The sequence below is a fragment of the Photobacterium sagamiensis genome, from assembly GCF_050337085.1.
Classification (GTDB): Bacteria; Pseudomonadota; Gammaproteobacteria; order Enterobacterales; family Vibrionaceae; genus Photobacterium; species Photobacterium sagamiensis.
In genome coordinates, this window is record NZ_JAKJSP010000031.1 from 62,616 (window position 1) to 86,267 (window position 23,652).

A 23,652-nucleotide genomic window follows, 5' to 3' on the forward strand; every position below is an offset into this window, starting at 1 on the left:
CCCTTCAAGATGCAGCCAATAAAAAAAAACCACGCTAAAAAGCGTGGTTTAATGATTAGGTTTGATCAAATGAACTACTTTAGGTAATCACTCAGATAAGCAAGGATCTCGTCAACTTGCTTTTCAGTCATCATCTTCAGCTTCAATTGCAACTTGTCACCGTCGCGGGTAAACATCACTTTCCCCTTAACCAGCTCTTGTGCTTTAAGCTTTTCAACCAGCACTTTAGGCTGAAGAGCATCGCCCATTTGCTCAAGTTTCATCGTTACTTCACGGGTAATACGAGTAATACCCTGGACATTGATCTGTTGCCATAAAGGGCTGTCACCAGATGTCAGCTGCTCAATCAATTGCTGTTGATCCAGCTTTTGCAAAGCAAAATAAATACGATGCAGTTTCACAATCGTCGGACGGCCCAATTCACCGACACTCGGGTAAGCCATCAGCAATTCCATTGGCAAGGTAGCCGCTTTCAATGCCCCGCTCACCAGTGCTTCACTGCACTGGCAATATTTAGCTAATTCTTTTTGATCAGCCACCTTGCCACTGGCAAGCAATTCTTGCATCTCTTTACCACGTTCATATAAAGACAGTGGTTTATGGGCATTCGCGACATCAGACAGGAACTTGGCATGTTCACTATTAATGCCCTTTGCGACGTAAACTAAGAAGTCTTTACTTGCCAAAATACATGACATGCGACGGCGGCTACCGTCTAGAACTTCAATTCGGCCATCGTCAAGCCAGCGCCCGACCGCAGGATATTGCTGGCCACGATCTTTCAACGTCGTCAGAATATCAGCCAGTGCATGCTCGTTTAAAAAAGCCTGCTCACGGGCATTTTCAGCAAACACCTGGGTTTTGTCATTAACCTCTGCCGCATTAATTTTAACTAATTCAAACGCGACGGTGCCTTCTCCGGCAACCGCAAGTTCAATCACAGCAGCTTTATCACGTGCTGCGGTTTGCGCTTCAGTCGCATTGGTTGCACGACGCTTATCCGCTTTACCAAACAGACGAGCATTGAGATCTTTGGTTTTAATTGCCATCCGCCCTTTTACTCCTGGTTTAAGTTGGCCCAGTGACTATGCATCACTCGCTCTAATTCCAGACCAACTCGTTGAATTGCATCCTGTGCGGTAGACAAGGTTTTCTTGCCCCCTTCAAACTCAGCAGCAGTCAGATCAAAGACCGTACTGTATGTGTCGGCACAGGTTTCAAAAGCCCGGCTACGCGGAACGGTCGCCATCATGACCTGTTCACGCAGCAAGTAATTCATCTCTGTTAATACAGAAACTTGCTTCTTGTTATCATCTTCGAACATGGTTGGCATCAGGCGAATAAATTCAAGTCCGTGCCATTCTTGTGGAAACATTTCATAAACGGTCGGTAAATGCTGGAAGAAGTTGACCGTTGATGCCCAGTCAAGACGCTTAGCGGCACATGGAATAAGCAGCGCATTTGAGGCATACATTGCGTTCCAGACCAGTGGATCGATGTGCGGGCCCGTATCAATCATGATGACATCGAACTCGTCGGCAATGGGGTCAATCATCCGCTCTTTAAGCAAACGGACAATATCCAGATCCTGGTTTACTGCTAAATCTTGCCAGGCATCGGCATTAAACATCGCATCTTCAGGGAAAGCGGCAATAGTTTTCAAATTAGGATACTGGGTTGGCATCACAACATTTTTCATCAGGAAATCTTTATCCATTTCCTCACCTTCCGGCACATTACCCAGCATGACATCGACAGCAGAATAAATGGTATCTTGCTCACCCACACTGATCAGCGGGTTAAGGAATAAACGCAGAGAGCCTTGTGGATCAAGGTCAATCAAGCAGATACGATAACGTTTATCGAGATCAAGGGCTAAACATGCCGCCAGATGTACCGCCGTCATTGATTTACCCGTGCCGCCTTTTTGGTTCTGAACATTAACAATCCATGGCTTACGGCCAGCGCCCTCACGCTCATAGAAGGCAGGCTTTTTCGCCGCCTTCATCAATTCATGCGCTTCATCTAGCGTAATAGAATAATGGTTGGCATTATTCTTTGTAAATTGATGGCCCGTCGCTTCCATACGAGAAATAGCATCATCCAATTTACGACGGGTTAAGCCTGAACGAGTTTCCATCAATGCTTTTGACATTGGCGGGAAATGCTCATCACGACGCTCTTCTAATACGATTTCGATACGGTCAGCTTGTACCTGTTTAGTCTGCTCAGCAATATTGAGCAAATTTTGAATCGTCTGTTCCCTATTCATTATTATTGTTCGCCATGATTATTGTTCGCCATGATTATTGATGGTCCTATTGTACAGCAAAATCAACCAGTAACAATAAAAAGCTGAACGTATCGATATAATGTTAACCGCAAGTAAAAAACAGGACAATGGAGCAAAACATACTCGTTATCGTGAAGTTTTCTTTGTCTTTGCGTTCAATTTGCCACGCAAACTGCAACAGATTAAAACAGTTACAGCGTCACCTTTTTACAATGTAAATTGCTCTGATTTGCTGAAATACACCTTATCACGCCGGAAGCGTGAAAAAATAAGCAAAAGTTACGGCTGTTGTCATTTCAATTAAAAAACACTGAATAATGACGATTACATCCCCCTGATCATCGTTCCAGTCGATCCCTCAGGGTGAAATCAGGCTGAAATCGGCTTATAAAACGTAAACCAATGAAGTCAGATCCTGATGAGATCCATCTGAACAAAATTCATCCAAACCGACTTGATCATCGTTCCGTCATTTAATCCGTTGTCTGAAACGATGATCAAGAGAACGATAGCCCGGTATACAAACGTAATAACCGTCGACTTCCGCCAGGAAGGATCGGAAAAATGATCAAGTAGCAGCCGTCGCTTTGTCGATCTTATGATCTTGTTCGGAAGCATGCTAACTAGCCGCCAGTTTACGGAGAATGTAGATTCTATCTGGCTTTATCTGACCGATTAACACCACACATCACAATGAGAACCCACAAAGGCAGAGCTTTTAATCATATTGAAATACACAATACAGGCCATGATCATCGCTCCGGCAACGGACACATGAAGAAAAACCACTGAGCTACGGCTGATGTCATTTCAATTTTGCTTAAAAATGAACCAGGCAGAGAGAATAGCCTCTGAATATAATGAAAATACCCTTCTATGATCATTTTTCCGGGCCGAAAACTTGCGGTACATACCTGAATTCACAAAACCGCACCGCCCACTGTGGATAACTCGGTGGATAAGCTGTAAAAGTTTCTTGATCATCGTTACAGGATGTTGTTGATCATTGTTTCGTCGTGCTAATGATCATGTTTCCAAGGCAGTTATGATCATGCTTTCACTTCGATGTTGATCAGCGTTCCGAGCGTCCTATGATCATCGTTCCCTTACAGGTAAATTAAACATCTTTTAAAATCATATAGTTACAAGGCTATTTTTGCCCGGATCATTAGATCAATACATCATATAGATCACTAATAATCATAAAGATCAGTATTTAAATCTTTAAATAAAAAGATCTTTCTTTATTGATCTTTTTCGATTAATCTTTCGGAAAAATGATGCTTCTACGGCTAATGGCAAATGAAATCGGCTCGAACTAGCAATAAAAACAATATCGAGAAAATCCTAATTCCAGCACCAAGATCCCACAAAGACGGGCACTTGTTTGCGATTCCACCAACACTCGTGGACTGGTTACCTCAGTACCAGCACTTCAAAGGCGTAACCAGAAGCGTTATTGAATTGCTGAATCTGATTTCACTGCGTGGTTTATCGACTCAGGATGGCATCGTATCGACAACAGAGCTTGTCGAAGCGACAGAAGGTCAACTCACCCGTGCTGCTATCCAACAGCGCCTGAGAGCTGCTGTGACGGTCGGTTTATTCACCCAGCAGCCAGTCAGGTTTGAAGAAGGCCTGGCGGGTAAAACCATGCTGCATCATTTTATCAATCCTGCGTTACTTGTTTCACAGTTAGGTACGGGTAGCCTGCTTTCAGAGCAGAGCAAGGAAAAAGAGAAGCAGAAACGTTCGAAGGCCCTGGCACAAAATCATGTTAATCGCCGCCTGCTTAACGAATATGGATTGGGTACCCCCCCAAGCATGCCAGATGAGGCCGATCAGATTGTTGTTTCGCCAACCAGCTGGGCTGGGATCATTGATCAGGCATTAGCGCCACCACGAACGAAAAAAAGCTATCAGAAGGCCATGGTTGCGATCAGTGGTTCTAAAGCGATCATCGAAACACGATCCTCGAAAGCGATCATGACAGTTGATGATCTGATGACCCTTTTTGCCCTGTTTACCCTCACCGTTCAGTATCACGATCATCATCTGTCGGATTATGAAATCCAGTCGCGTACCATGGGCAATAAAACCCCGGTGTATATCACTGATATTCTGGCTTTGCGTGGTAAAAAAGATAGCGGCCCGGCTCGTGATTCGATCCGAGAGAGTATTGATCGAATCGAATTCACGGATTTTCAGCTGCATGAATTAACCGGGCGTTGGTTAAGTGAAAATATGCCTGAAGGTTTTAAAAGTGATCGCTTCCGATTTCTGGCGCGAACTATTACCGCATCTGAAGAAGCCCCTCAGGAAGGGGATGACGGAGAGATCCGGATCAAACCCAACCTGTATATTCTGGTTTGGGAGCCATCATTTTTCGATGAACTGTTAACCCGTGATTATTTCTTCCTGTTTCCGCCTGAGACCCTGCGTCAGCATTCGTTAGTGTTCCAGCTGTACACATTCTTCCGTACTCGTATGTCGCGTCGGGTGAACGATTCGATGTTATTGAGCGAGCTGAATCAGAAACTCGGACGAAATATTGAATGGCGCCGTTTTTCATCGGATTTGATCCGCGAGCTGCGTAAGTTGGCGGAAGATAAGATCACCGATGAGATCTTTGCCGTTAATCTTTGGGGTTACCATCTGACGATCACACCGGAAGATATCAATAAGCGTCACTGCGATTATCAAATCGACATCAAATGCGATGCCGATGAAGTGATCCGTTACTCCCGGGCAAAAACCACCAATGAAGGTAAGCGTAACATGGCACCGACCATGCCAAACCCGTTGCGTAACGAGATCATGCCAAAACATCAGCTTGATCAGCTTTCCGCAATCATTGATGGTGAGTTTGAACCTATCCAGCGAAAAGAAGGCCGCCCTAAGGGACGTTTAGGCCGTCGGGTTAAGCTGAGAAAGCATCTGGTTGAAATAAACGCAGACGAGTTGACGATAATCTTATCTAAATATACTTCGTCAGAAGCGCTACAACGCAGTATAACGGCTTTATCGGCTATGACCGGGCACTCAGTCACAACAATAACTGAAGAGTGCCACAGCTTCTTAGAGAAGCTTGATTGGCTCCATGTCGCCGGTGAAGTTGTCTCGTATGAAACGCTGAGTAAAACCGTTGAGTTATACAACAGCAGACAAGATGATCGTCATTTGTCGATAGAGCGTCTGATCTCCGGGCTTGCCGTACGCCGTAAGGTATGTAAGTTGGTCCACGAAGGTCACATCAATGAACAGGTCTTATCTGCCCTGGATGACGTTGCGCGTGGTATTTAAATAGCACCTGAGCGTTAACCATATCGGTGCTGTTTACAGTGTAAATCTTTTGACCATTACGGTTAAAAAATAAAAGGAAGGAGAAACAGATCGTTTTCTCCTTTTTATCTCCTCTTGTTAAATATTCTCAATCTCTATCTCTCTTAAATGACTTTAATTTCCGCTGAAAGCTCCCTTCTTTAGTACAATTGCATATAACGCTTGTAACTAACTTTAGCTTATCAAGCTATTTGTCACGTTTACATTCGGTTTCATCGCTATCATCGATGGTGAGCAGAAAGTATCTGTGGGCGTATAAAGGAGCTTTATGTCATCGTTTGATCGGTATCGAATGGGAACCTGCTTTTTGCTTATTGCTATTCTGTGCCAGAGTGCGTGGGCGCAACCGGTACCAGAAGTGAAAGCGCAACAGGAGCGAAAAAAAATTGGTCTGGTGCTCAGTGGGGGAGGGGCTAAAGGTGCCGCCCATATCGGGGTACTTGAAATACTTGAGTTCAATCGGATCCCGGTCGATATAGTCACAGGCACCAGTATGGGCGCCTATGTTGGCGGTATGTACGCCATGGGTTTATCGGCAGATGAAGTGAAGAGACGAACGATCTCTGCTGACTGGCAAAGCGGCTATGAAGATCGGGTGGGGCGCAATGATCTGACGCTGCGCCGCAAGCAGCAGGGTGATGACTACCCGGTGCATACCGATTTAGGGGTGTCGCTCGATGGCGAGTTCCATGTCAAGCCGGGGGCCTTTCAGGGGCAGGGCATGGCGGTGTTACTCCGTTCGCTGACCGAGAACCTGCCCGCTTTAGCTTCCTTTGATCAGCTGGCTATTCCCTACCGAAGTGTCGCAACGGATATCGAACAGGTTAAACCGGTTGTGGTCGATTCTGGTCATCTGGCAACCGCCATGCAAGCTTCTATGACGGTGCCCGGCGCGCTGAAGCCCGTTCGCTGGCATGACAAACTTCTGGTTGATGGCGGGGTGGTGAATAATATGCCGGTTGATGTGGCGCATAGTCTCGGAGCTGACGTCATTATTGCTGTCGATCTGCGAGATGGTTTGCTTGGTGAAGAGGAGTTAAATAACGCTCTGAATATTGTGGCTCAGCTGACCACCTACATGACCAACTCCAGCGCAGACAGCCAAAAGGCATTGATGCGGCCCGGGGATGTATACTTACAGCCCGATGTCTCTTTTATGATGGCGCCGGATTTCGACAAAATGGAACTGGCTTATCTTGCCGGACGCAATGCGGCGTTAAAAGCATTACCTGAGCTGCTGCAGTATCAGTTGTCGGAGCCTGCCTATGATGCTTACGTCAAAGAAAAACTGAACCGCCGCAGTCAGCTCTCAGCCAGTCAGGCTTATTACATCGATGCCATTGAAATCGAAAACCGGACCTTATCATCGGATCAGGCTTTAATTGCATTGCTCGATCTTGACGTTGGCCGGGTGGTTTCAAATGAAGAATTGGAACAAGCCGTTAATCGTCTGCATGCTCAGGATATTTTTTCCCGCATCACGTATGTTATTGAGCAGCAGGAGGGGGCCAATATTTTACATCTGGATGTCAGTGAAAAATCCTGGGGGCCGGGTTACCTGAATTTTAAGTTTGCTCTTGAAGACGATTTTGCCAACCGCTCAGAATTTTCCTTCGGTGCTCAGTATCTCTATACCGATTTAACGGATCGAGGCGGGGAGTGGAAGTTTGAATGGCTAATAGGTAGCTGGAAAGAAGTAAAAACGGAGTTCTATTTTCCATTAGATCACCGGCAAAAATATTTCACCGCTTTTGGTGTTGGATGGAATAGTGAAATTCGTACATTTAATACGATTGATGATCCGCGTTTAGCATCTGAAATTGGTGCCAGCTCTTTGAACGTAGATGTGGAATATAAGCAGGTCAGTGCGTTTGCTGAAACGGGCTGGAATGTAAAACCCTGGAGTGTGCTGAAATTTGGATTCAGCGGGCTGTCTGGGGATGTCTCCCTACTGCTTGACGATGCCCAAGAAGACTATGAAGCGTATGGACCATACCTGGCATATACTCATGATAACTTAGACAGCTATTATTTCCCGAGCTCAGGCTGGCTGCTTAAGACGGTGCTGGGCTACAGTCTCACGCGCAGTTCATTCATCGATGACAGCGGTGATGATGAAACCTATTATTACAGCGCCCGCATCATGAAGCCATTTTCTTATGAGCGCCATACCGTTGTTGCAATGGCCAAAGCGGCAGGCTCTGACTCGGATGAATTAATTCCAATTTATATACAGGATCTGGGGGGGTTATTTAACCTTTCGGGCTATCACCGTTACGAGCTTAATGGCCGTTACAGTGTATTCGGCGGGTTGGTTTACCGTTATCGGTTACTTGATAACGATTTTGGAGCCTTCTCTTCCCCGGTATTTGTTGGCGGCTCGTTAGAACGAGGAGGTGTCTGGAATACCGATTCGGAGGTGAGCTGGGATAGTTCGATTAGTGCCGCCAGTGTCTATGTCGGGATCGATTCGCTATTGGGGCCGCTGTATTTGGGATACGGCCATGCTGAAGACGGGCAGAGCTCGTTCTATCTGTCACTGGGCGGCAGTGGGTTTGATTAACTAAGACAAAGACTTTTGCGAGCCATTGACGGCTCGCTTTTTTTTGCCCGTTACTCTCCCGCTCAAGCTCACTCAATCAGGACTATAATAGTCCTATATACCCAAGTAACCTCAAGATGCTCGTTTCAGCGAGAATTTATTGGCTTCTAGGTAAGGCGCTGATTTGAAGACATAGTTATTCTACGTCAATAATCAGCAACGCAGCATAGGAGCCAATAAAACTCGCCCTTTGGGAGTGAGTCAGCGAGCCCACTTCTGCGTAAAATGAGCTTGAAAGGGGCAACCATTCCTGTGCTCATTTTCCTTGAATTGAACTCGCTGAGCTCATTCTGAATCCTGCATCTTGAGGTCACTTGGGTATATATTGAGAGTCAGTTTCTATGTTACGAGTAAGCAAAATGACGGACTATGGGTCGGTGCTATTGAGCTATATGGCCCGCTATCCTGATCAGACCTTCAGTGCAGCAAGTTTGGCCGAGGCGGTGTATCTGCCTCATGCGACAGTGATCAAACTACTAAAAATTTTAAACAATCACGATCTTGTTGTTTCCAAGCTGGGAAAAAATGGCGGCTACCGGCTGGCATGCCCGGCTCAGCAGATCACATTGGCCCAAATATTGGGTGCATTAGAGGGACGTCTCGGACTGACGGAATGTTCGGTCAAAGAGAATCTATGCGGTATTGAATCTCATTGTGAGATCCGCCATAGCTGGAAAAGTATTAATCAGGTGATTAATGCTGTTCTGACGCAAGTAACGTTAGCAGACATGATTGTACCCAAATCATTGCAAGAGGCGAGATTCAGAGCTATCTCTGGGAACTCAATTCGAACGAAATGTATATAGGAATGGCAATCCCATTTCTACACATAACCCCGGTATAACCTCGGTTATGAAAGCCCAAACCTTGGTGATCACAGAGAGAACATCGCGAAGGCGGCAGGTAAGGAGGGGAGATGACAAGGCGTGCCAAACCGATAGATGAGTTTGTTAATGAGGAATATCCTCATGGTTTTGTGACTGACATCGACGAGGAAAGCTTACCGCCAGGATTAAGTGAAGATGTTATCCGTTATATTTCGGCCAAGAAAAATGAGCCGGACTTTATGCTGGAGTGGCGCTTAAAGGCCTACCGGCACTGGTTGACGATGAAGGTGCCTACCTGGTCTAAGTTGCATTATCCCCCGATAGATCCCAATGCTATCAGCTATTTTTCTGCGCCAAAATCATTTGCTGAGGGGCCGCAAAGTCTGGCGGATATCGACCCGAAATTACTGGAAACCTATGAGAAATTGGGTATTCCTCTGCATGAAAGAGCGATGCTCGCCGGGGTTAAAGGGGCGGTTGATGCGGTTTTCGATAGCGTCTCTGTGGCGACGACCTATAAGAAGCAACTGGCCGACGTCGGGGTGATCTTCGGTTCCATTTCCGAAGCTATCCAGAACCATCCGGATCTGATTAAGAAATACCTGGGTACGGTGGTTCCTTATACCGATAATTTTTATGCGGCACTGAATGCGGCGGTGTTTAGTGATGGCTCTTTCTGTTATATCCCCAAAGGCGTGCGCTGTCCGATTGAGTTGTCGACCTATTTCCGGATCAATGCCGCCAAGGCCGGGCAGTTTGAACGTACCTTGATCATCGCTGAAGATGACAGTTATGTGAGCTACCTGGAGGGGTGTACCGCGCCGATGCGGGATGAACATCAGTTACATGCCGCCGTCGTCGAACTCATCGCGCTCGACCGTGCCGAAATCAAATATTCCACCGTACAAAACTGGTATCCGGGCGATAAAGAAGGCAAGGGAGGGATCTATAATTTTGTCACCAAGCGGGGATTATGTCGTGGTCAGCATTCGAAAATATCCTGGACCCAGGTGGAAACCGGATCGGCAATAACCTGGAAATACCCCAGTGTGATATTGCTGGGGGATGGCTCGCAGGGTGAATTTTCTTCGGTTGCCTTAACCAATAATTACCAGCAGGCCGATACCGGCACCAAAATGATCCATTTAGGCAAAAATACTTCAAGCACCATTCTCTCCAAGGGGATCTCCGCCGGTCAGGGCTCCAATGCGTATCGCGGATTAGTTCAGGTTGGCCCGAACGCGTGCAATGCGCGTAATTACAGTCAGTGTGATTCGTTATTGTTAGGGGATCGCTGTAGCGCGCATACCTTTCCCTACATTGAAGTGAAGCACCCGTCTGCGGTAGTGGAACATGAGGCGACGACATCAAAAATCAATGAGGAGCAACTGTTTTACTGTATGCAGCGGGGGATCTCCTCTGAAGCCGCTGTGTCGATGATCATCAATGGTTTTTGTAAAGACGTGTTCAGAAAATTACCGATGGAATTTGCAGTGGAGGCACAGGCTCTGATGGAAGTGAGCCTGGAAGGCGCAGTGGGTTAAAAAGACAAGGCTAGTGAGTGGGGTAGTAGCGAACTGTATGGAGGTATGTAGGCATGTTACATATTAGCAATTTGCATGTCAGCGTCGATGATAACAGCATTCTCAAAGGCCTGAACCTGGAGGTTAAGGCGGGTGAAGTGCATGCCATTATGGGGCCCAATGGTTCAGGTAAAAGTACCCTGGCAAATGTGTTAGCGGGTAACCAATCTTACATTGTCACGTCTGGCGAGGTGCAATTTAAGGGGAAGGATTTACTCTCGCTTGCTGTAGATGAGCGTGCGTGTGAAGGGCTGTTCCTGGCTTTTCAGTATCCGACCGAGATCCCCGGCGTGAGCAACATTCAGTTTCTTAAAACGGCTGTTAACAGCAAGCGTAAATACCACCAGCTTGATGAGCTCGATACCATCGACTTTTTACAGCAGGTCAAAGCGAAGGTCGCTCAGGTTGGTATGGATGAAAGTCTTCTCTACCGGGCGGTAAACGAAGGATTTTCCGGTGGTGAGAAGAAGCATAATGAGATTTTGCAGTTGCTGGTGTTAGAGCCGTCCCTGGCTATTTTGGATGAAACAGACTCCGGGTTAGATATCGACGCCTTGAAGCTGGTGGCGGAAGGGGTGAATTCTTTTCGTAACAAAGAGCGGGCAATCATTGTGGTGACCCATTACCAACGATTGCTGAATTTTATTCAGCCAGATTTTGTTCATATCATGATGGACGGAAACCTGGTTCGAACCGGCGGTCCGGAGCTGGCATTAATGCTGGAAGAGAAAGGCTACGGCGATTGGGTGACAGGCTGATCTGTCTGATGAAATTAGCTGCTGTCAGAGGGCGTTAGTTGTTCTTCCGGAGGCGATAATGAATGCAGCGGAGCGATTTTGTAAAGCCTATCACCTGAGGTGGCTAGCCTCAGGGGAAACCGACGGTGCTCACTGGCTGAAGCAATTGCGCGATGATGCCTTTGCAAGTTTTACCGCTCAGGGGCTACCGGGCTCGCGGGAAGAAAACTGGAAATATACCCGGTTAAATAAGATTGAAAAACCGGAGTTTGGTTTATTTGAACAATCTGATTTTTCCGGACAATCAACGAGCCTACTTGCGGCAATTCAGCCCGGCGATCTGACATTGCTTTCTGATGTTCACCGGCTGGTATTTGTTAACGGCAAATATCAGCACGCGCTGTCTGAATGGGGACCGTTGCCAGAAGGACTTATATTGTGCCGTCTGTCTGAGGCGATGAAAACCTATCCGGATGTGTTGCGCCCTCATTTAGGTAACATTGCGGATAGTTCTGCTCATCCTTTTGCGGCGCTCAATACCATGTTCATGGACGATGGCATCTTTTTAAGGGTGCCACAAAACAGCCACATTTCCACACCGATCTATTGTCTGTTTATCACTGTCGGCACCGAGCGGCCGATGATCAGTTTTCCCCGTTTGCTGGTGGTTCTGGAGCAACAGTCAGAAGTCAGCCTCATTGAACATTATCTGAATGTGGAAAGCCTCGCTGGCAATCAAAATCACAGCCATGATTTTATCAATGCGGTGACCGAAATAGAGCTGAGTCCCGATTCCCGGCTACAGCACTATACACTGCAGACTGCTGCCACCTGCGAGAGCCATTTTCATGGTCTGCATGTGAATCAGCAGCGCGCCAGCCAGTTCAGCTCCCATCACGTAACACTGGGAGGGGCACTGACAAGGAATGATATTCAGATCAGATTAATCGATGAACAAGCGGAGTGCCGTCTCAATGGTGCTTATTGTATTGACGGCGCTCAGCATGTGGATTATCACACCCGGATAGATCATCTGGCTCCGAATTGTCGCAGCCAGGAGTTATATAAAGGTGTCGTGCAGGGCAAGTCCCGGGCCGTATTTCATGGTGATATCGTTGTTCATCAGGATGCGCAACATTCTGACGCCCAGCTGGTTAATAAAAACTTGCTGCTGTCGCAAGAGGCTGAAGTGGATACCAAGCCTGAGCTGCAGATTTATGCCGACGATGTGAAATGCAGCCACGGCGCGGCGGTCGGGCAACTGGATCCGATGGCACTGTTTTATTTACGCTCACGAGGCATTCCACCGGAACAGGCGAAAACGCTGCTGGTGATGGCTTTTATTGATGAAATACAGCAGACGATTGCAACTAAGGCGGCTCAGCAGTTATTCCGGCCATGGATGCAGGCTAAATTGAATGCCCTGATGGGATCATAGGGAAAGGAGAAGAGCTTATGTCAAATCGCGATAGGCTGCCATTGCATGATTCAGTGTCCGGGCAAGAGAAAAGTGCGGCCGCCGATATTGACTGGCAAGCCGTGCGTGATGAGTTTCCACTGTTAGGCCGGACGTTTTACGGCAAGGATCTGGTTTACCTTGATAATGCCGCAACGACTCAAAAGCCGAATTCAGTCATCAATGCCATTGAGCACTATTATCGTTTTGACAACGCCAATGTTCACCGGGGAATTTATGCGTTAAGTGAACAGGCAACCCGTGCTTATGAAGCCAGTCGGGACAAAATCCAGCATTTTATTCATGCCGCTAACCGGGAAGAAATTATCTTTGTTCGTGGCACCACGGAAGCGATCAATCTTGTTGCCCAAAGCTATTTAAGACCGAGGCTGAACGCGGGTGATGAAATTCTGATCAGCACCATGGAGCATCACTCGAATATTGTTCCCTGGCAAATCCTGGTGGAGCAAACCGGCGCAAAATTAGCCGTCATTCCGATCACTGATTCGGGTGAAATCAGGCTGGATGACTATCAGAAAATGTTGAATAAGCGTACACGGCTGGTGGCGGTGACGCATGTATCTAATGTACTTGGTACGATCAATCCTGTGCAGCAAATGATTGCAATGGCTCACGCAAAGGATATTCCGTTTTTGGTTGATGGGGCTCAGGCCGCCGCAAAATTGTCTGTCGATGTTCAGGCACTGGATTGCGATTTCTACGCGTTTTCATCACATAAACTCTACGGCCCGACAGGAGCCGGGGTGTTGTATGGCAAGCAGTCACTGCTTGAATCAATGCCACCCTATCAAGGGGGAGGTGAAATGATCAGCCAGGTCACCTTTGAAAAAACCGAATATAAAGCACCGCCTTACAAGTTTGAGGCGGGTACCCCCAATATTGCAGGTGTGATCGGTATGGGGGCCGCAATCGATTATGTCTTAAGTATTGGCCTGGCTAATATTATCCGGCGTGATCAGCAGTTGCTGCACTATGCCAGACAAGCCCTGCTTTCCGTTAAAGGGCTGCACATTATCGGTAATGCTCCGAACAAGACGAGTATTATCTCCTTTGTGCTGGATGATGTGCATCCCCATGATATCAGCACGGTTCTGGATGTCGAAGCGGTGGCCATCCGGGCCGGACATCATTGTGCCATGCCTCTGATGCAACGTTTTCATCTCCCGGCGACAGCCAGAGCCTCTTTTGCTTTTTATAACAATGAACAGGACATTGATCGTCTGGTATTCGCGGTACAGAAAGTCAGGGACATGTGGGGGTGATCGGTTATGGATGAGATATTGCGAGAGATATATCAGGCATTGATCCTGGATCACGGCCGGCACCCGAGAAACTATAAAAAAATCGAACACTACACCCATTGTCAGGAAGGTTATAACCCGGTGTGCGGTGATCGTCTGATGCTGTATCTCAGGGTAGAAGATGACAAGGTTGTCGATGCCGGCTTTGAAGGAGAAGGGTGTGCGATCTCGATGGCTTCTGCTTCATTGATGACCGAGCAGGTTAAGGGAAAAACGCTTGATCAGACGCTACAGCTCTTTGACGCATTTCATCATCAGGTGACTGATAAGGATCTTGATGAAGATATGTCAGGTCGCTTAGGCAAGTTAACCGTGTTTGGCGGTGTCAGAGAATTTCCCGGTCGGATCAAGTGCGCCACTTTAGCCTGGCATACCCTGAAAGGCAGCCTTGAGGATCAGGATCACCCGCAGACGGTCACAACGGAATGATTAGGGCCCTAGCAATGCAAAAAGATTTTGAAGTGGTCACAGTGTTGCGTGATTGCGACGCCATTGTCATTCCCTCTGGTACGGCGGTAACCTTGCCTGAACACTGCAGGGTGGTCATCATTCAGGAGCTGGGCGGGAGTTTTACCGTTAATGAAAACGGGCGGCTGTTACGGATAGCGGAGAAAGATGCCGATGCGTTGGGAAAGAAAGCGACGGCTTCAGCTGCGCTTAATCGTGAAACAGGCACATCTTCTGAGGTGGATCTTAGTTTGGTTCTTGACCAGCTTAAGATCTGCTATGATCCTGAAATTCCGGTCAATATTGTCGACCTAGGCTTGATTTACACCCTTGACCGCCGCCTGCTAATCGACGGGCGTCAGATGGTGAGTATCACCATGACCCTGACTGCTTTCGGATGCGGGATGGGGCCGGTTCTTGTCGAAGATATCCGGGAAAAAGTACTGTGCGTACCGGGTGTCGATCTTGTTGATGTCAGAATCGTTTATGATCCTCCCTGGAGCTACGACATGATGTCAGATGCGGCTAAATTAGCGTTAGGATTGTTGTAGCGTCATTAGCTTTTGAGGCTAATTGTGTCATGTTGATACCAAAGTTGAGAGTAAATAATGACAACGTGGATGAATGCCATTGCGGTGAACGAGCTTCCTGCCGGAGAGAGCACAATAGTTGAGCTGGGAAATACCGAGCTTCTTTTGGTTAACGCCGATGGTCATTTCTATGCGGTAGAAAATGTTTGCAGTCATGATGGTGAAGCGTTAGCCGGAGGCGAAATCGACGGTGAGGAAATTATCTGTCCAAGGCATGGCGCCCGTTTCTGTCTGAAAACAGGGCAAGTGCTGTGCGCCCCTGCGTATGAAGATATTAAAACATACCCGGTCAGGATCACGGGTAATAGAGTACAGGTTTCAGTTGAATGTGATCGGGACTGAAAACCCGCAGTTGCAAGAGCTATTTCACAAGATCCTGAGCGGCATCTTGGCCATAATACCGGGCTAATGGATATGCCTGGTATGAAATTAACATGACAGAAAAAGAAAAAATGCTGGCGGGCCTGAGGTATCAGGCATGGGATAAAGTGCTGACAGCTGAGCGCCGGAAAGCAAAAGCGTTGTGCTTTCAGTTAAATCAAACCTGTCCAACAGATAAAGCACAGGGGCGGTCCATTTTGCAGCAATTGCTGGCATGTGAAGGCGATGCCAGCATAGAATCGCCGTTTAACTGTGATTACGGCTATAACATCCAAACGGGTAGCGGCTTTTACGCCAATCATGGCTGCACCATTCTCGATTGTGCCCCGGTGGTGATCGGCAATAATTGCCTGCTCGGACCGGGTGTGGTGATTGCCACCGCGGCTCATCCGCTTGATCCGGTTGAGCGGGCGACAGGCGAAGAATTTGCCAAGGCAATCACCATAGGTAACGATGTCTGGTTTGGGGCCAATGCGACTGTCTGCCCCGGGGTGACCATCGGCGACAATGTGGTTGTTGGTGCAGGCAGCGTCGTGACGAAAGATCTACCGGCCAATAGTATTTGCGCCGGCTCTCCGGCGAAACCGATCCGTTTTCTGGCGGTCAATGAAGCCAAATCTGGCTGATAAATATTGAGTACTGAATACCTTGGTGGAGTATTTAATACTGAGGTTACGTGCCAACGAATAAGCCGCCTGTAGTGATTCACGGCGGCTTAGTTGTTTTTTAAAGCACAATGAGTCTGCTCAGCTAAGCCAGCGCAGGCCCTCCTGGGCAAAAAAGCCAAATACCAATAGCAGGGTGATCAAAAACAGCGAACTGATCACATGGGTTTGCCACTTTGGTTTGTTATGCCTGCGGGTGCTGCTCTTGTTTGAAGCGCGCCCGGCTGGCGCTGAATTTAACATGTTCATCAAACCTCCCTCACTCGGATACGTTTTGCCTTTAAGAACTTATTTTTTGCTTTTGAACGTATTTCGAGCGAATGATTGAGTAATCGTCCGACCGGACAAAACAGTCGGCACCAGAAATTATTCATAACCGTCGAGCCTATAAGTGCCAGAGGTAATATGTACCACTGAATACCGACGCCTTCTAACGAGAACATCATGGCAAAGGGCTCGTAAGAGGTAATGGCCGGTGTTCGTGATAAAAGGATTAACATCAAAGATAACCATAACAGCAGGTTAATCCCTAACTTGGCATTATTCAGCAGTCGTTTGTCCGGTGAAAAACGGAGCCCGCTCAGATTGTTGAGCCATTGCTGGATGATATGAAAAGGACAAAGCTCGTTACAGTAAAGGTTGCGCCCCAAAAAGAGCAGTGAGGCGATCACGCTGCTCATCAAAATATACCAGCCTGGATGGCTGTGCCAGTCCGGCAGGTAGCCAAGAAACAGGCTGCCAAAAGCGTTGAGTGACAATGAACTGTTGAGCCAGAAGCCCATGGTGGCCACAACGACCACTGACATTACCAGGCCATAGCCTTTGCGATATGGTTGCGGCACTTTTTTATTTAATAGCGTCGCGATGATCACCAGGGTAAGAACAATGTCTTTGATTGAAAAGTTAAACGGAAGCGGCTGCCAGGTTGGTGGCATATTCAGTTTATCTGACGCCTGATGAGCCGCATCCCGAACGGCAAGGGTGATCCCTTTGGTTGAATAGGTTGCGCCGCTGACACCATCAATATCGGCATCAACAAGAAAATCACTATTTAAGGCTTTGCCCTTAAATTGCCTTAAGAAATGCTTGCTATCCAGCCGGGCAATATAGGCTGGTGTATCTTTGTGGTGAAGTAATTCGACGTCACTAATGCTCTGGTTTTTTTCTTTGATTTTTACGATGACCTTAAGAGGGCCGCCATACCCGTTGCCCTGTGCCGTGACCAGCGGGATCTGATTTTCGCCCTGCTGCACAGTATACGGCCACAGGCTGTCGCCTGCTGTTCGTTGCAAATTTGAACCGAAGTATTCAAAGAGCCTGAGGCTTTCGTCATTGTGCTGAAAGTAATTACCGGCAATGGCGGCAAACAGCAGGGAGATATAGCCAAAGTAAGCCAGCCAGGTTGGCTGCTTTGTTTTCTTGTGGTGTCTTTTCCGGGGTGAATTTGACATAGGATGCCTTTACTACATGTGAAATAACGCGGGGGTTTCCAAGCAGGACGACGGTTAGATCTGAATATATCAATGTGCTGCCATCAGGTATCTGTGGCAGCACAAGGATCAGCCTGATATCGGGTTTATTTTTTGGCTGGTGCTATGAAAAAACGCCAGGTGGCGGTAAACATCAGCAGGCCACCGAGGCCGAATAACAGCAGCCCCATGGCGCCGGACTGGGCCTCGCCCTCGGCGAACGAAGCCCAGGACCAGCCGAAACACATCCACAGGGTGGCGGCCGAAGCAAGCAATCCCAGATGGGCTTTCCAGTTCAGCAGGTAGCGTGCCTGTAACTTCTGATAACCGGACCAGGCCAGAATCGTCAGCATCCCCATCAGGTACCATTGCAAACCAATCATAATTAATCCTTCTTATCCCAGAACAGTTGAGTGGCTTTGGCCACGTCCATATCGCCGTAGCCGAACAGGATGTCCATCTCCTTCATAAAGGTGTGGATCGGACCGCCGGTGAAAGTGTTGGAGGCGTCAATCAGACGGTGGTGCCAGAAGTCCGGCTTGTTCCACGGACACGCCTTGATGCAGTTGGTGCAGGCAACAGTATTGTCAGCCCAGTACTTGTAGCACTTCTTGGCATCGTTATAGAACTTCTTGACCCCGATTTGACCGGACCAGGCCAGATCCGGGTTGTCGGCACCCTCGTAGGTTGGTGCGAAGCCCGGTTTGTCATCGAATGAAATAGCACCCGACGGACAGCGCTCGGCGCATAGCTTGCATTTCTCGCAGAACTCCATAATGCCGAAGCTGCGAGGCTTGTCGTATTCGACAAAATCGAAATCTGTGATCACTGCGGAAATACGGTGGCGCGGCCCTATACCGGGAGCCACCAGAGCACCGTTGCGTGCGCCTTCGCCGAGGCCAGCCATGATGGCATAAGCAACTTTGTTGATAGAGTCATTGTGCGATGCCACCGCCTGGTAGCCAAGGCGGCGGATAAAGTCGGCCAGTGAGCCGGCCTCTACGGCCATGTCGGTGTAGCCCTTGTTCACAGTGGCCACGGAGGTCGGTGACGGAGAGGTTCGGATTGCGTCGTAATCCATCTCGTGCAACATGACGATGATGGTTTTGGGTTTGAACGGAAACTCATCCCAGGAGACTTCCCGGGATTCCATGATGTTGTACATCGGCTCGTAGTTCCAGCGCAGATCATTGTAAGTGATCCCGACCCGGGTCGCGCCTAACAGCTTGGCGGCACGCTTGATACGGGTGGCTGCCTCCTGCTTGGAGCCGAACTGCCACTGCACCGGGGCGAGGTTCTTCTGCTCCCAGCCACAGATCCCCGGCGCGTCGGGCTGCCCAAATTTGGCCATTTTTCCCAGGTATTCTAGCGGATGCGAGGCCGCACAGAACAGCGCCCAGTCGATCTGCTGGTAGCCGGGACGGTTGTTGTCCCATTGCTCCGGGGTTCTGGTGTAGTCGGAGGCGGCAAACATGCCTTCCCGGAACGCCCAATCTTCACCGATCAGTTCGGAAAACGCCTTATCCCGGTTCGGGAACTCATCCCAGTTCTTCTTTGAGCCGCCCTGTGAAAAGACCCAGTTGCGCTGGTTGAACGGCTTAAGCACCTTGTCGTCAATCGGCACCGGGAACCCGCCCTCAAAGGGGACTCCCTCGATCCTATGTTTGATAAAGCCACCGGCACCGCCCACGGCCGCGACACCAGCCGCGACCGCGCTTAGTTTGAACATCCTGCGTCGGGAGGGATCTGCCGGCGAGTCAGCCGTAGCATTATTTGTGTTAGTCGTCATAGGGTTACCTCATTTAACAACAGACTTATATTGTTGGAGTATAACCTTGGCGATTGTATGGTTTTAGTAGCGGCTGCGGAAACCGTTTATACGCTTGCTGCATGACCGTTTGCGCATGAAATTATTGTTTTTGCAAAAACTGCGTCAGCTCATCGACAAAGACGTTGACTTTGGGTGACAGCAGCCGGCGGGACGGATAGATGGCGTTGAGGGTAAAGCTGGTCCCGTAAGCGCCGTCAAAAAGCCGCTTCATTTGATGGTTGTGATCAGCTTTGTCTATTAGCGCATCGAAACACCAGATCACCCCAATGCCTTGCTGAGCCCAGTCCAGTGCGGTGGTGAATGTCTCAAACGTCGACACCGCATTGATTATGACCGACTTGGACTGACCGTCCTCGGTCCATAGCCACTCCTTATCCTGCAGAAAAGGGTTTCTGACATGCAGGCAGGCGTGCTGGCTGAATTGATGCGGATGCACCAGTGAGGGAGCGGTTGCCAGATAGTTGTGGCTGGCGAAAAAGTCAATCGTGTACTGTTTTATCGGGCGAGCCGTCATTTTGCGCTCGGCGGGAATAAAGAAATGCAGCATCAGATCCATGTCGGCGCAATCGGCGCTTTCGACAAGCAGCCGCACAGGTGACAGGTTATAAAAGTTCAGCTGAATTTTCGGGTATTTTTGCAGAAACTCGGCAAAAAATCGGCTGTCGATGGCTTGCAGCAGCCATTGGGGTAAGCCTATCGTCAGCAAACCGGCCGGTTCTTCCCGGGTTTGCTGAACAAAATTGAGGGTACTGTCAAAATCGGCCATCAGCTGCAGGCTGTGCTGGAGAAATTGAGCCCCCAGCTCGGTCAGCGTTACCGTGTGTGTCGTGCGCTCGAACAGGCGCAGGTTGAGGCTCTCCTCCAGGCGGCGGATCCGCCGGCTGGCGGTGGGCTGGGTAATACCTAACTGCTTGGCGGCGGCACTGAAGCTACCCAGTTTAGCCACCAGGTTGAACAGCTTTAATTCATCCAGCCTCAACTGGGCAGCCAGCTCTTCCGGTGCACTCTGATTTTGCGGGGGGCGTCTTCGTTGCATGTGAGTGTGGTTTCTCCATATCGACAAGTGCTTTGACTTGCCATTTCGTTCAGGCTTTTTATTAGCCTAACAGTTGTTTCTTCATCATCTTAGCTTTTTCCTATGATGAGTAAAAATGATCCAGATATACCGTATTCGCGGCAGACATCCTTAATGTTTTGGGTATTCCACCACGAGTACTCTTTTACATAAATGATGAATCGTTGAAGCTCCTAAATATGTCATTGTTAGAGCAAGTTAGTGTTGTTTGTTAGCTTATTGGTAGAATTAAGGTCGCTTCGATGGCCTTTGTTGTATCGCTCCGAAAAGAATTAATGATCACCGCTTGTGCGAGTTGCACGCTTTGTGTAGTATCCCGCTCGGCCTGACATTCAGACCTATTTATATGTAATAAATGTTATGTTTTAGAAAACCTTCGATACATCGGCTTTACYAGCTTTTTGTCATGAAGCAGTTCCTTTCATAATAGATACATCACATAAATAATTCTTTTTGGCTACACCCGCATATATGCGAATTATTTTTGAAAATTAAGGAGACATTCATGTCTAAATCAACTGGTATCGTTAAGTGGTTCAACGAAGATAAAGGTTTTGGTTTTATCACTCAGGATAACGGCGGCGCTGACGCATTCGTACACTTCCGTGCTATTGCTTCTGAAGGTTTTAAAACTCTAGCTGAAGGTCAAAAAGTTTCTTTTGACCTAGAGCAAGGCCAAAAAGGCCCTCAAGCAGCTAATGTAGTTGCTTTATAATTAGAAGACTGATCTTCTGAAAAAAATGCTGGCTATGGCCGGCATTTTTTATATCTGTCGTTTAAGCATTAGTTCGGTACCCACTCAACATAACAGCSAAACAATGAACCACCGAAAGGTCACCTCTTGGCGGCCTTTTTTTGTTACACGATCACGCCCGCTCTGTGACAGGCAGAAAAAAGCCGCGTGTGTAGCCGCGGCTTTGAGTTGGATATTTTGGACTTTATAACTAAATAAGAAAATCGTCTAAGTTGGCACCCTCATCGAGTACTTTCTTWAAAGCACTCGGTGTACGGCCTTGACCTGTCCATGTCTTTTCTTCACCGTTCTCATCGATGAACTTATATTTAGCTGGGCGCGCTTCGCGAGGTTTCTTGGGTGTTTTAGCCGTAGTTGCTAAAAGTTCTTCTGGGTCAATACCGTCAGACAATAGCATTTGACGATATGCTTCTAATTTTTCTTCATGTTCTTTATTTGCAGCTTTATCCTGCTCTTCTTCTGCTGTGCGCTCATTTACAATCTGAGTCAGTTTTTCCAACGCTTCATGTAGCTGCTCCAGYGTCATAGATTCACGAGMAAAAGCGCGTAAGCTGCGAATGTTCATTAATAGTTTTATAGCGTCTGTCATGATTTCTGTTTTTACTCAATKGAATGAAATTGTATTTTACAATACAAGATGCCTTTTACCTATGACGCCTGACCTGGCGGTCGTTATCCCCGCCTTTACCTGATCTAACCACTGATTTTGTGGGTGAAAAACGACCGCCTTAATGTAATGAACATTTGCACTAACAAACAGATATTCAAAGGTCGTGATTGACGACATTTTTCGGGTTCTGTCGCATCTTGGAATTAGAATGTAGAAACACCTATCCCCAGATACAGTTAGGCCGCTAGGGAGTAAAATTGCTCCAAAATCGGCATATCTCCAGCATTTTTCATCTGACCTTTGCGAAGCCTCTGCCATAACTCAACACCCAGCGATGAATAGTTGCGTGGTCAACTTGGCCCCCGCGCTCCGCCAATAACTCCTCGATATCTCGATAACTGAGCTTGTAGGCCACATACCAGCGGACCGCCATCATAATAGTGGCGGAAGGAAACTGTATGTTGGCGAAATTCAGGGCCATTGGGGATCTCAAGGTCAGATAAAGGAACAGGCCTATCATCTCTGATAGGCCTGTTGATTTGTCATCCGCTCGACAAAACGGGTGATAATGGTAAGAATTGCTATTTATTGAGCACCAAGATGCGACAGAACCCGCGATAGTTATTTAACGCGTAGTTATGCTTCTTAAAATGATGGCGTTTGGCGTCATTATGTTTGTAGGGCATGTGTTAAACAGCTAACCGGAATGAAGGGCTGGTTATGATAACTGAACTCAGTGTTAATGGAATAATTGAGCATTATCTGAGCGCTTCAACAAAGCCGTAATGATGCCAATACGGTAAAAAGCTTCGCCATAGCGAAGCTTTTTTGTTTCCGGTTGATGATTTACTCGGGGATTAAGACTGTGTCAATAACATGGATAACCCCGTTGCTGGCATTGAGATCACCGGCAATGACTTTAGCACCGTTGATTGTCACGCCATCCTCGCCGTTTTCGATTTGTACTGTTCCTCCCTGAACGGTTTCAGGCAGTTTCAGCTTGCTGACTTCTTCTGAGGTGAAAGCCCCGATCAGGATATGGTTTTTGAGCACGGCCTGCAGTTGTTCTTTGTTTTCTGGCTTGAGCAGGTCAGCCAGAGTGCCGGCCGGGAGCTTTGCGAAAGCGTCATCGGTTGGTGCCAGGAGAGTAAAGGGCCCCTTACCTTCGAGAGTGCCGGTCAGGTCGGATGCCCGGATCGCCATGACCAGGGTCTGGAAGTCTTCGTTGGTGGCCGCGACCTCGACTAGGTTTATCTTCTCGCCTTTCTTATAACCTGCTACCGTCAAACTGGACAAGGTAACGGGGATTAAGACTGTGTCAATAACATGGATAACCCCGTTGCTGGCATTGATATCACCGGCAATGACTTTAGCGCCGTTGATTGTCACACCATCCTCGCCGTTTTCGATTTGTACTGTTCCTCCCTGGACGGTTTCAGGCAGTTTCAGCTTGCTGACTTCTTCTGAGGTGATAGCCCCGATCAGGATATGGTATTTGAGCACGGCCTGCAGTTGTTCTTTGTTTTCTGGCTTGAGCAGGTCAGCCAGAGTGCCGGCCGGGAGCTTTGCGAAAGCGTCATCGGTTGGTGCCAGGAGAGTAAAGGGCCCCTTACCTTCGAGAGTGCCGGTCAGGTCGGATGCCCGGATCGCCATGACCAGGGTCTGGAA

21 protein-coding genes and 1 pseudogene are annotated in these 23,652 nt (G+C 48.0%); 12 read left to right on the forward strand and 10 right to left on the reverse strand.

Annotated elements, in window-relative coordinates:
• Positions 1–74: 74 nt before the first annotated feature.
• Together L4D76_RS15900 and L4D76_RS15905 are read right to left on the reverse strand one after the other, a co-directional pair.
• Entirely contained in the window at positions 75–1,049 is a 975-nt protein-coding gene (locus tag L4D76_RS15900) for a ParB/RepB/Spo0J family partition protein (protein WP_428441875.1), read from the reverse strand.
• A gap of 8 nt (positions 1,050–1,057) precedes the next feature.
• The gene (locus L4D76_RS15905; protein WP_428441876.1) at positions 1,058–2,272 is read right to left on the reverse strand and encodes an AAA family ATPase; all 1,215 of its coding nucleotides are present in this window, start codon (positions 2,270–2,272) and stop codon (positions 1,058–1,060) included.
• Positions 2,273–3,595: 1,323 nt separating this feature from the next.
• On the opposite strand from L4D76_RS15905, the gene L4D76_RS15910 reads away from it, so the two are divergent.
• The 11 genes from L4D76_RS15910 to L4D76_RS15960 all read left to right on the forward strand — a co-directional run bounded on the left by L4D76_RS15910 (position 3,596) and on the right by L4D76_RS15960 (position 16,206).
• Entirely contained in the window at positions 3,596–5,596 is a 2,001-nt protein-coding gene (locus tag L4D76_RS15910) for a replication initiator protein RctB domain-containing protein (protein WP_428441877.1), read from the forward strand.
• 307 nt (positions 5,597–5,903) lie between these two features.
• Complete coding sequence (locus L4D76_RS15915) at positions 5,904–8,198, forward strand: patatin-like phospholipase family protein (RefSeq protein ID WP_428441878.1); 2,295 nt, start codon at positions 5,904–5,906, stop codon at positions 8,196–8,198.
• 380 nt (positions 8,199–8,578) lie between these two features.
• On the forward strand, positions 8,579–9,043 hold the full coding sequence (locus L4D76_RS15920; protein WP_428441879.1) for an SUF system Fe-S cluster assembly regulator: 465 nt from the start codon (positions 8,579–8,581) through the stop codon (positions 9,041–9,043).
• Positions 9,044–9,153: 110 nt separating this feature from the next.
• Positions 9,154–10,608 (forward strand): Fe-S cluster assembly protein SufB, encoded by a 1,455-nt coding sequence (gene sufB, locus L4D76_RS15925; protein ID WP_428441880.1) that lies wholly within the window; start codon positions 9,154–9,156, stop codon positions 10,606–10,608.
• Between the two features lie 53 nt (positions 10,609–10,661).
• Positions 10,662–11,405 (forward strand): Fe-S cluster assembly ATPase SufC, encoded by a 744-nt coding sequence (gene sufC, locus L4D76_RS15930; protein WP_428441881.1) that lies wholly within the window; start codon positions 10,662–10,664, stop codon positions 11,403–11,405.
• Positions 11,406–11,463: 58 nt separating this feature from the next.
• A complete protein-coding gene (gene sufD, locus L4D76_RS15935) occupies positions 11,464–12,822 on the forward strand; it encodes a Fe-S cluster assembly protein SufD (RefSeq protein WP_428441882.1) in 1,359 nt (452 codons plus the stop codon).
• Positions 12,823–12,839: 17 nt separating this feature from the next.
• Positions 12,840–14,123 carry a cysteine desulfurase gene (locus tag L4D76_RS15940; protein WP_428441883.1) on the forward strand — a complete coding sequence of 428 codons (1,284 nt, stop codon included), beginning with the start codon at positions 12,840–12,842 and terminating at the stop codon, positions 14,121–14,123.
• A gap of 6 nt (positions 14,124–14,129) precedes the next feature.
• Positions 14,130–14,591 (forward strand): Fe-S cluster assembly sulfur transfer protein SufU, encoded by a 462-nt coding sequence (gene sufU, locus L4D76_RS15945; protein ID WP_428441884.1) that lies wholly within the window; start codon positions 14,130–14,132, stop codon positions 14,589–14,591.
• Between the two features lie 14 nt (positions 14,592–14,605).
• Positions 14,606–15,160 carry a putative Fe-S cluster assembly protein SufT gene (sufT, locus tag L4D76_RS15950; protein ID WP_428441885.1) on the forward strand — a complete coding sequence of 185 codons (555 nt, stop codon included), beginning with the start codon at positions 14,606–14,608 and terminating at the stop codon, positions 15,158–15,160.
• 57 nt (positions 15,161–15,217) lie between these two features.
• Complete coding sequence (locus tag L4D76_RS15955) at positions 15,218–15,541, forward strand: Rieske (2Fe-2S) protein (protein WP_428441886.1); 324 nt, start codon at positions 15,218–15,220, stop codon at positions 15,539–15,541.
• A gap of 92 nt (positions 15,542–15,633) precedes the next feature.
• Positions 15,634–16,206 (forward strand): sugar O-acetyltransferase, encoded by a 573-nt coding sequence (locus tag L4D76_RS15960; RefSeq protein ID WP_428441887.1) that lies wholly within the window; start codon positions 15,634–15,636, stop codon positions 16,204–16,206.
• Between the two features lie 120 nt (positions 16,207–16,326).
• Here the strand turns inward: L4D76_RS15960 and L4D76_RS15965 are convergent, their stop codons facing one another.
• From L4D76_RS15965 to L4D76_RS15985, 5 genes are all read right to left on the reverse strand, one after another.
• Positions 16,327–16,494, reverse strand: coding sequence for a hypothetical protein (locus tag L4D76_RS15965; RefSeq protein WP_428441888.1), 168 nt, complete (start codon positions 16,492–16,494; stop codon positions 16,327–16,329).
• On the reverse strand, positions 16,494–17,696 hold the full coding sequence (locus tag L4D76_RS15970; protein WP_428441889.1) for an FMN-binding protein: 1,203 nt from the start codon (positions 17,694–17,696) through the stop codon (positions 16,494–16,496). The genes L4D76_RS15965 and L4D76_RS15970 overlap by 1 nt, the downstream gene beginning before the upstream one ends.
• Before the next feature lie 125 nt (positions 17,697–17,821).
• Complete coding sequence (locus tag L4D76_RS15975) at positions 17,822–18,097, reverse strand: tetrachloroethene dehalogenase (protein ID WP_428441890.1); 276 nt, start codon at positions 18,095–18,097, stop codon at positions 17,822–17,824.
• A 2-nt stretch (positions 18,098–18,099) separates the two neighbouring features.
• On the reverse strand, positions 18,100–19,503 hold the full coding sequence (locus tag L4D76_RS15980; protein ID WP_428441891.1) for a reductive dehalogenase: 1,404 nt from the start codon (positions 19,501–19,503) through the stop codon (positions 18,100–18,102).
• A gap of 121 nt (positions 19,504–19,624) precedes the next feature.
• Complete coding sequence (locus L4D76_RS15985) at positions 19,625–20,581, reverse strand: LysR family transcriptional regulator (RefSeq protein ID WP_428441892.1); 957 nt, start codon at positions 20,579–20,581, stop codon at positions 19,625–19,627.
• 544 nt (positions 20,582–21,125) lie between these two features.
• Between L4D76_RS15985 and cspE the strand changes: the two genes are divergently transcribed.
• Complete coding sequence (gene cspE / locus L4D76_RS15990) at positions 21,126–21,335, forward strand: transcription antiterminator/RNA stability regulator CspE (RefSeq protein ID WP_428441893.1); 210 nt, start codon at positions 21,126–21,128, stop codon at positions 21,333–21,335.
• Between the two features lie 229 nt (positions 21,336–21,564).
• Here cspE and L4D76_RS15995 read toward each other — a convergent pair whose 3' ends face one another.
• The 3 genes and pseudogenes from L4D76_RS15995 to L4D76_RS16005 all read right to left on the reverse strand — a co-directional run.
• Positions 21,565–21,963, reverse strand: coding sequence for an H-NS family histone-like protein (locus tag L4D76_RS15995; RefSeq protein ID WP_428441894.1), 399 nt, complete (start codon positions 21,961–21,963; stop codon positions 21,565–21,567).
• Positions 21,964–22,300: 337 nt separating this feature from the next.
• Positions 22,301–22,465: pseudogene (locus L4D76_RS16000) on the reverse strand (IS6 family transposase); the annotation flags it as partial.
• Positions 22,466–22,830: 365 nt separating this feature from the next.
• The coding region (locus L4D76_RS16005; protein ID WP_428441895.1) for a fasciclin domain-containing protein at positions 22,831–23,652 on the reverse strand (822 nt) is incomplete at its 5' end.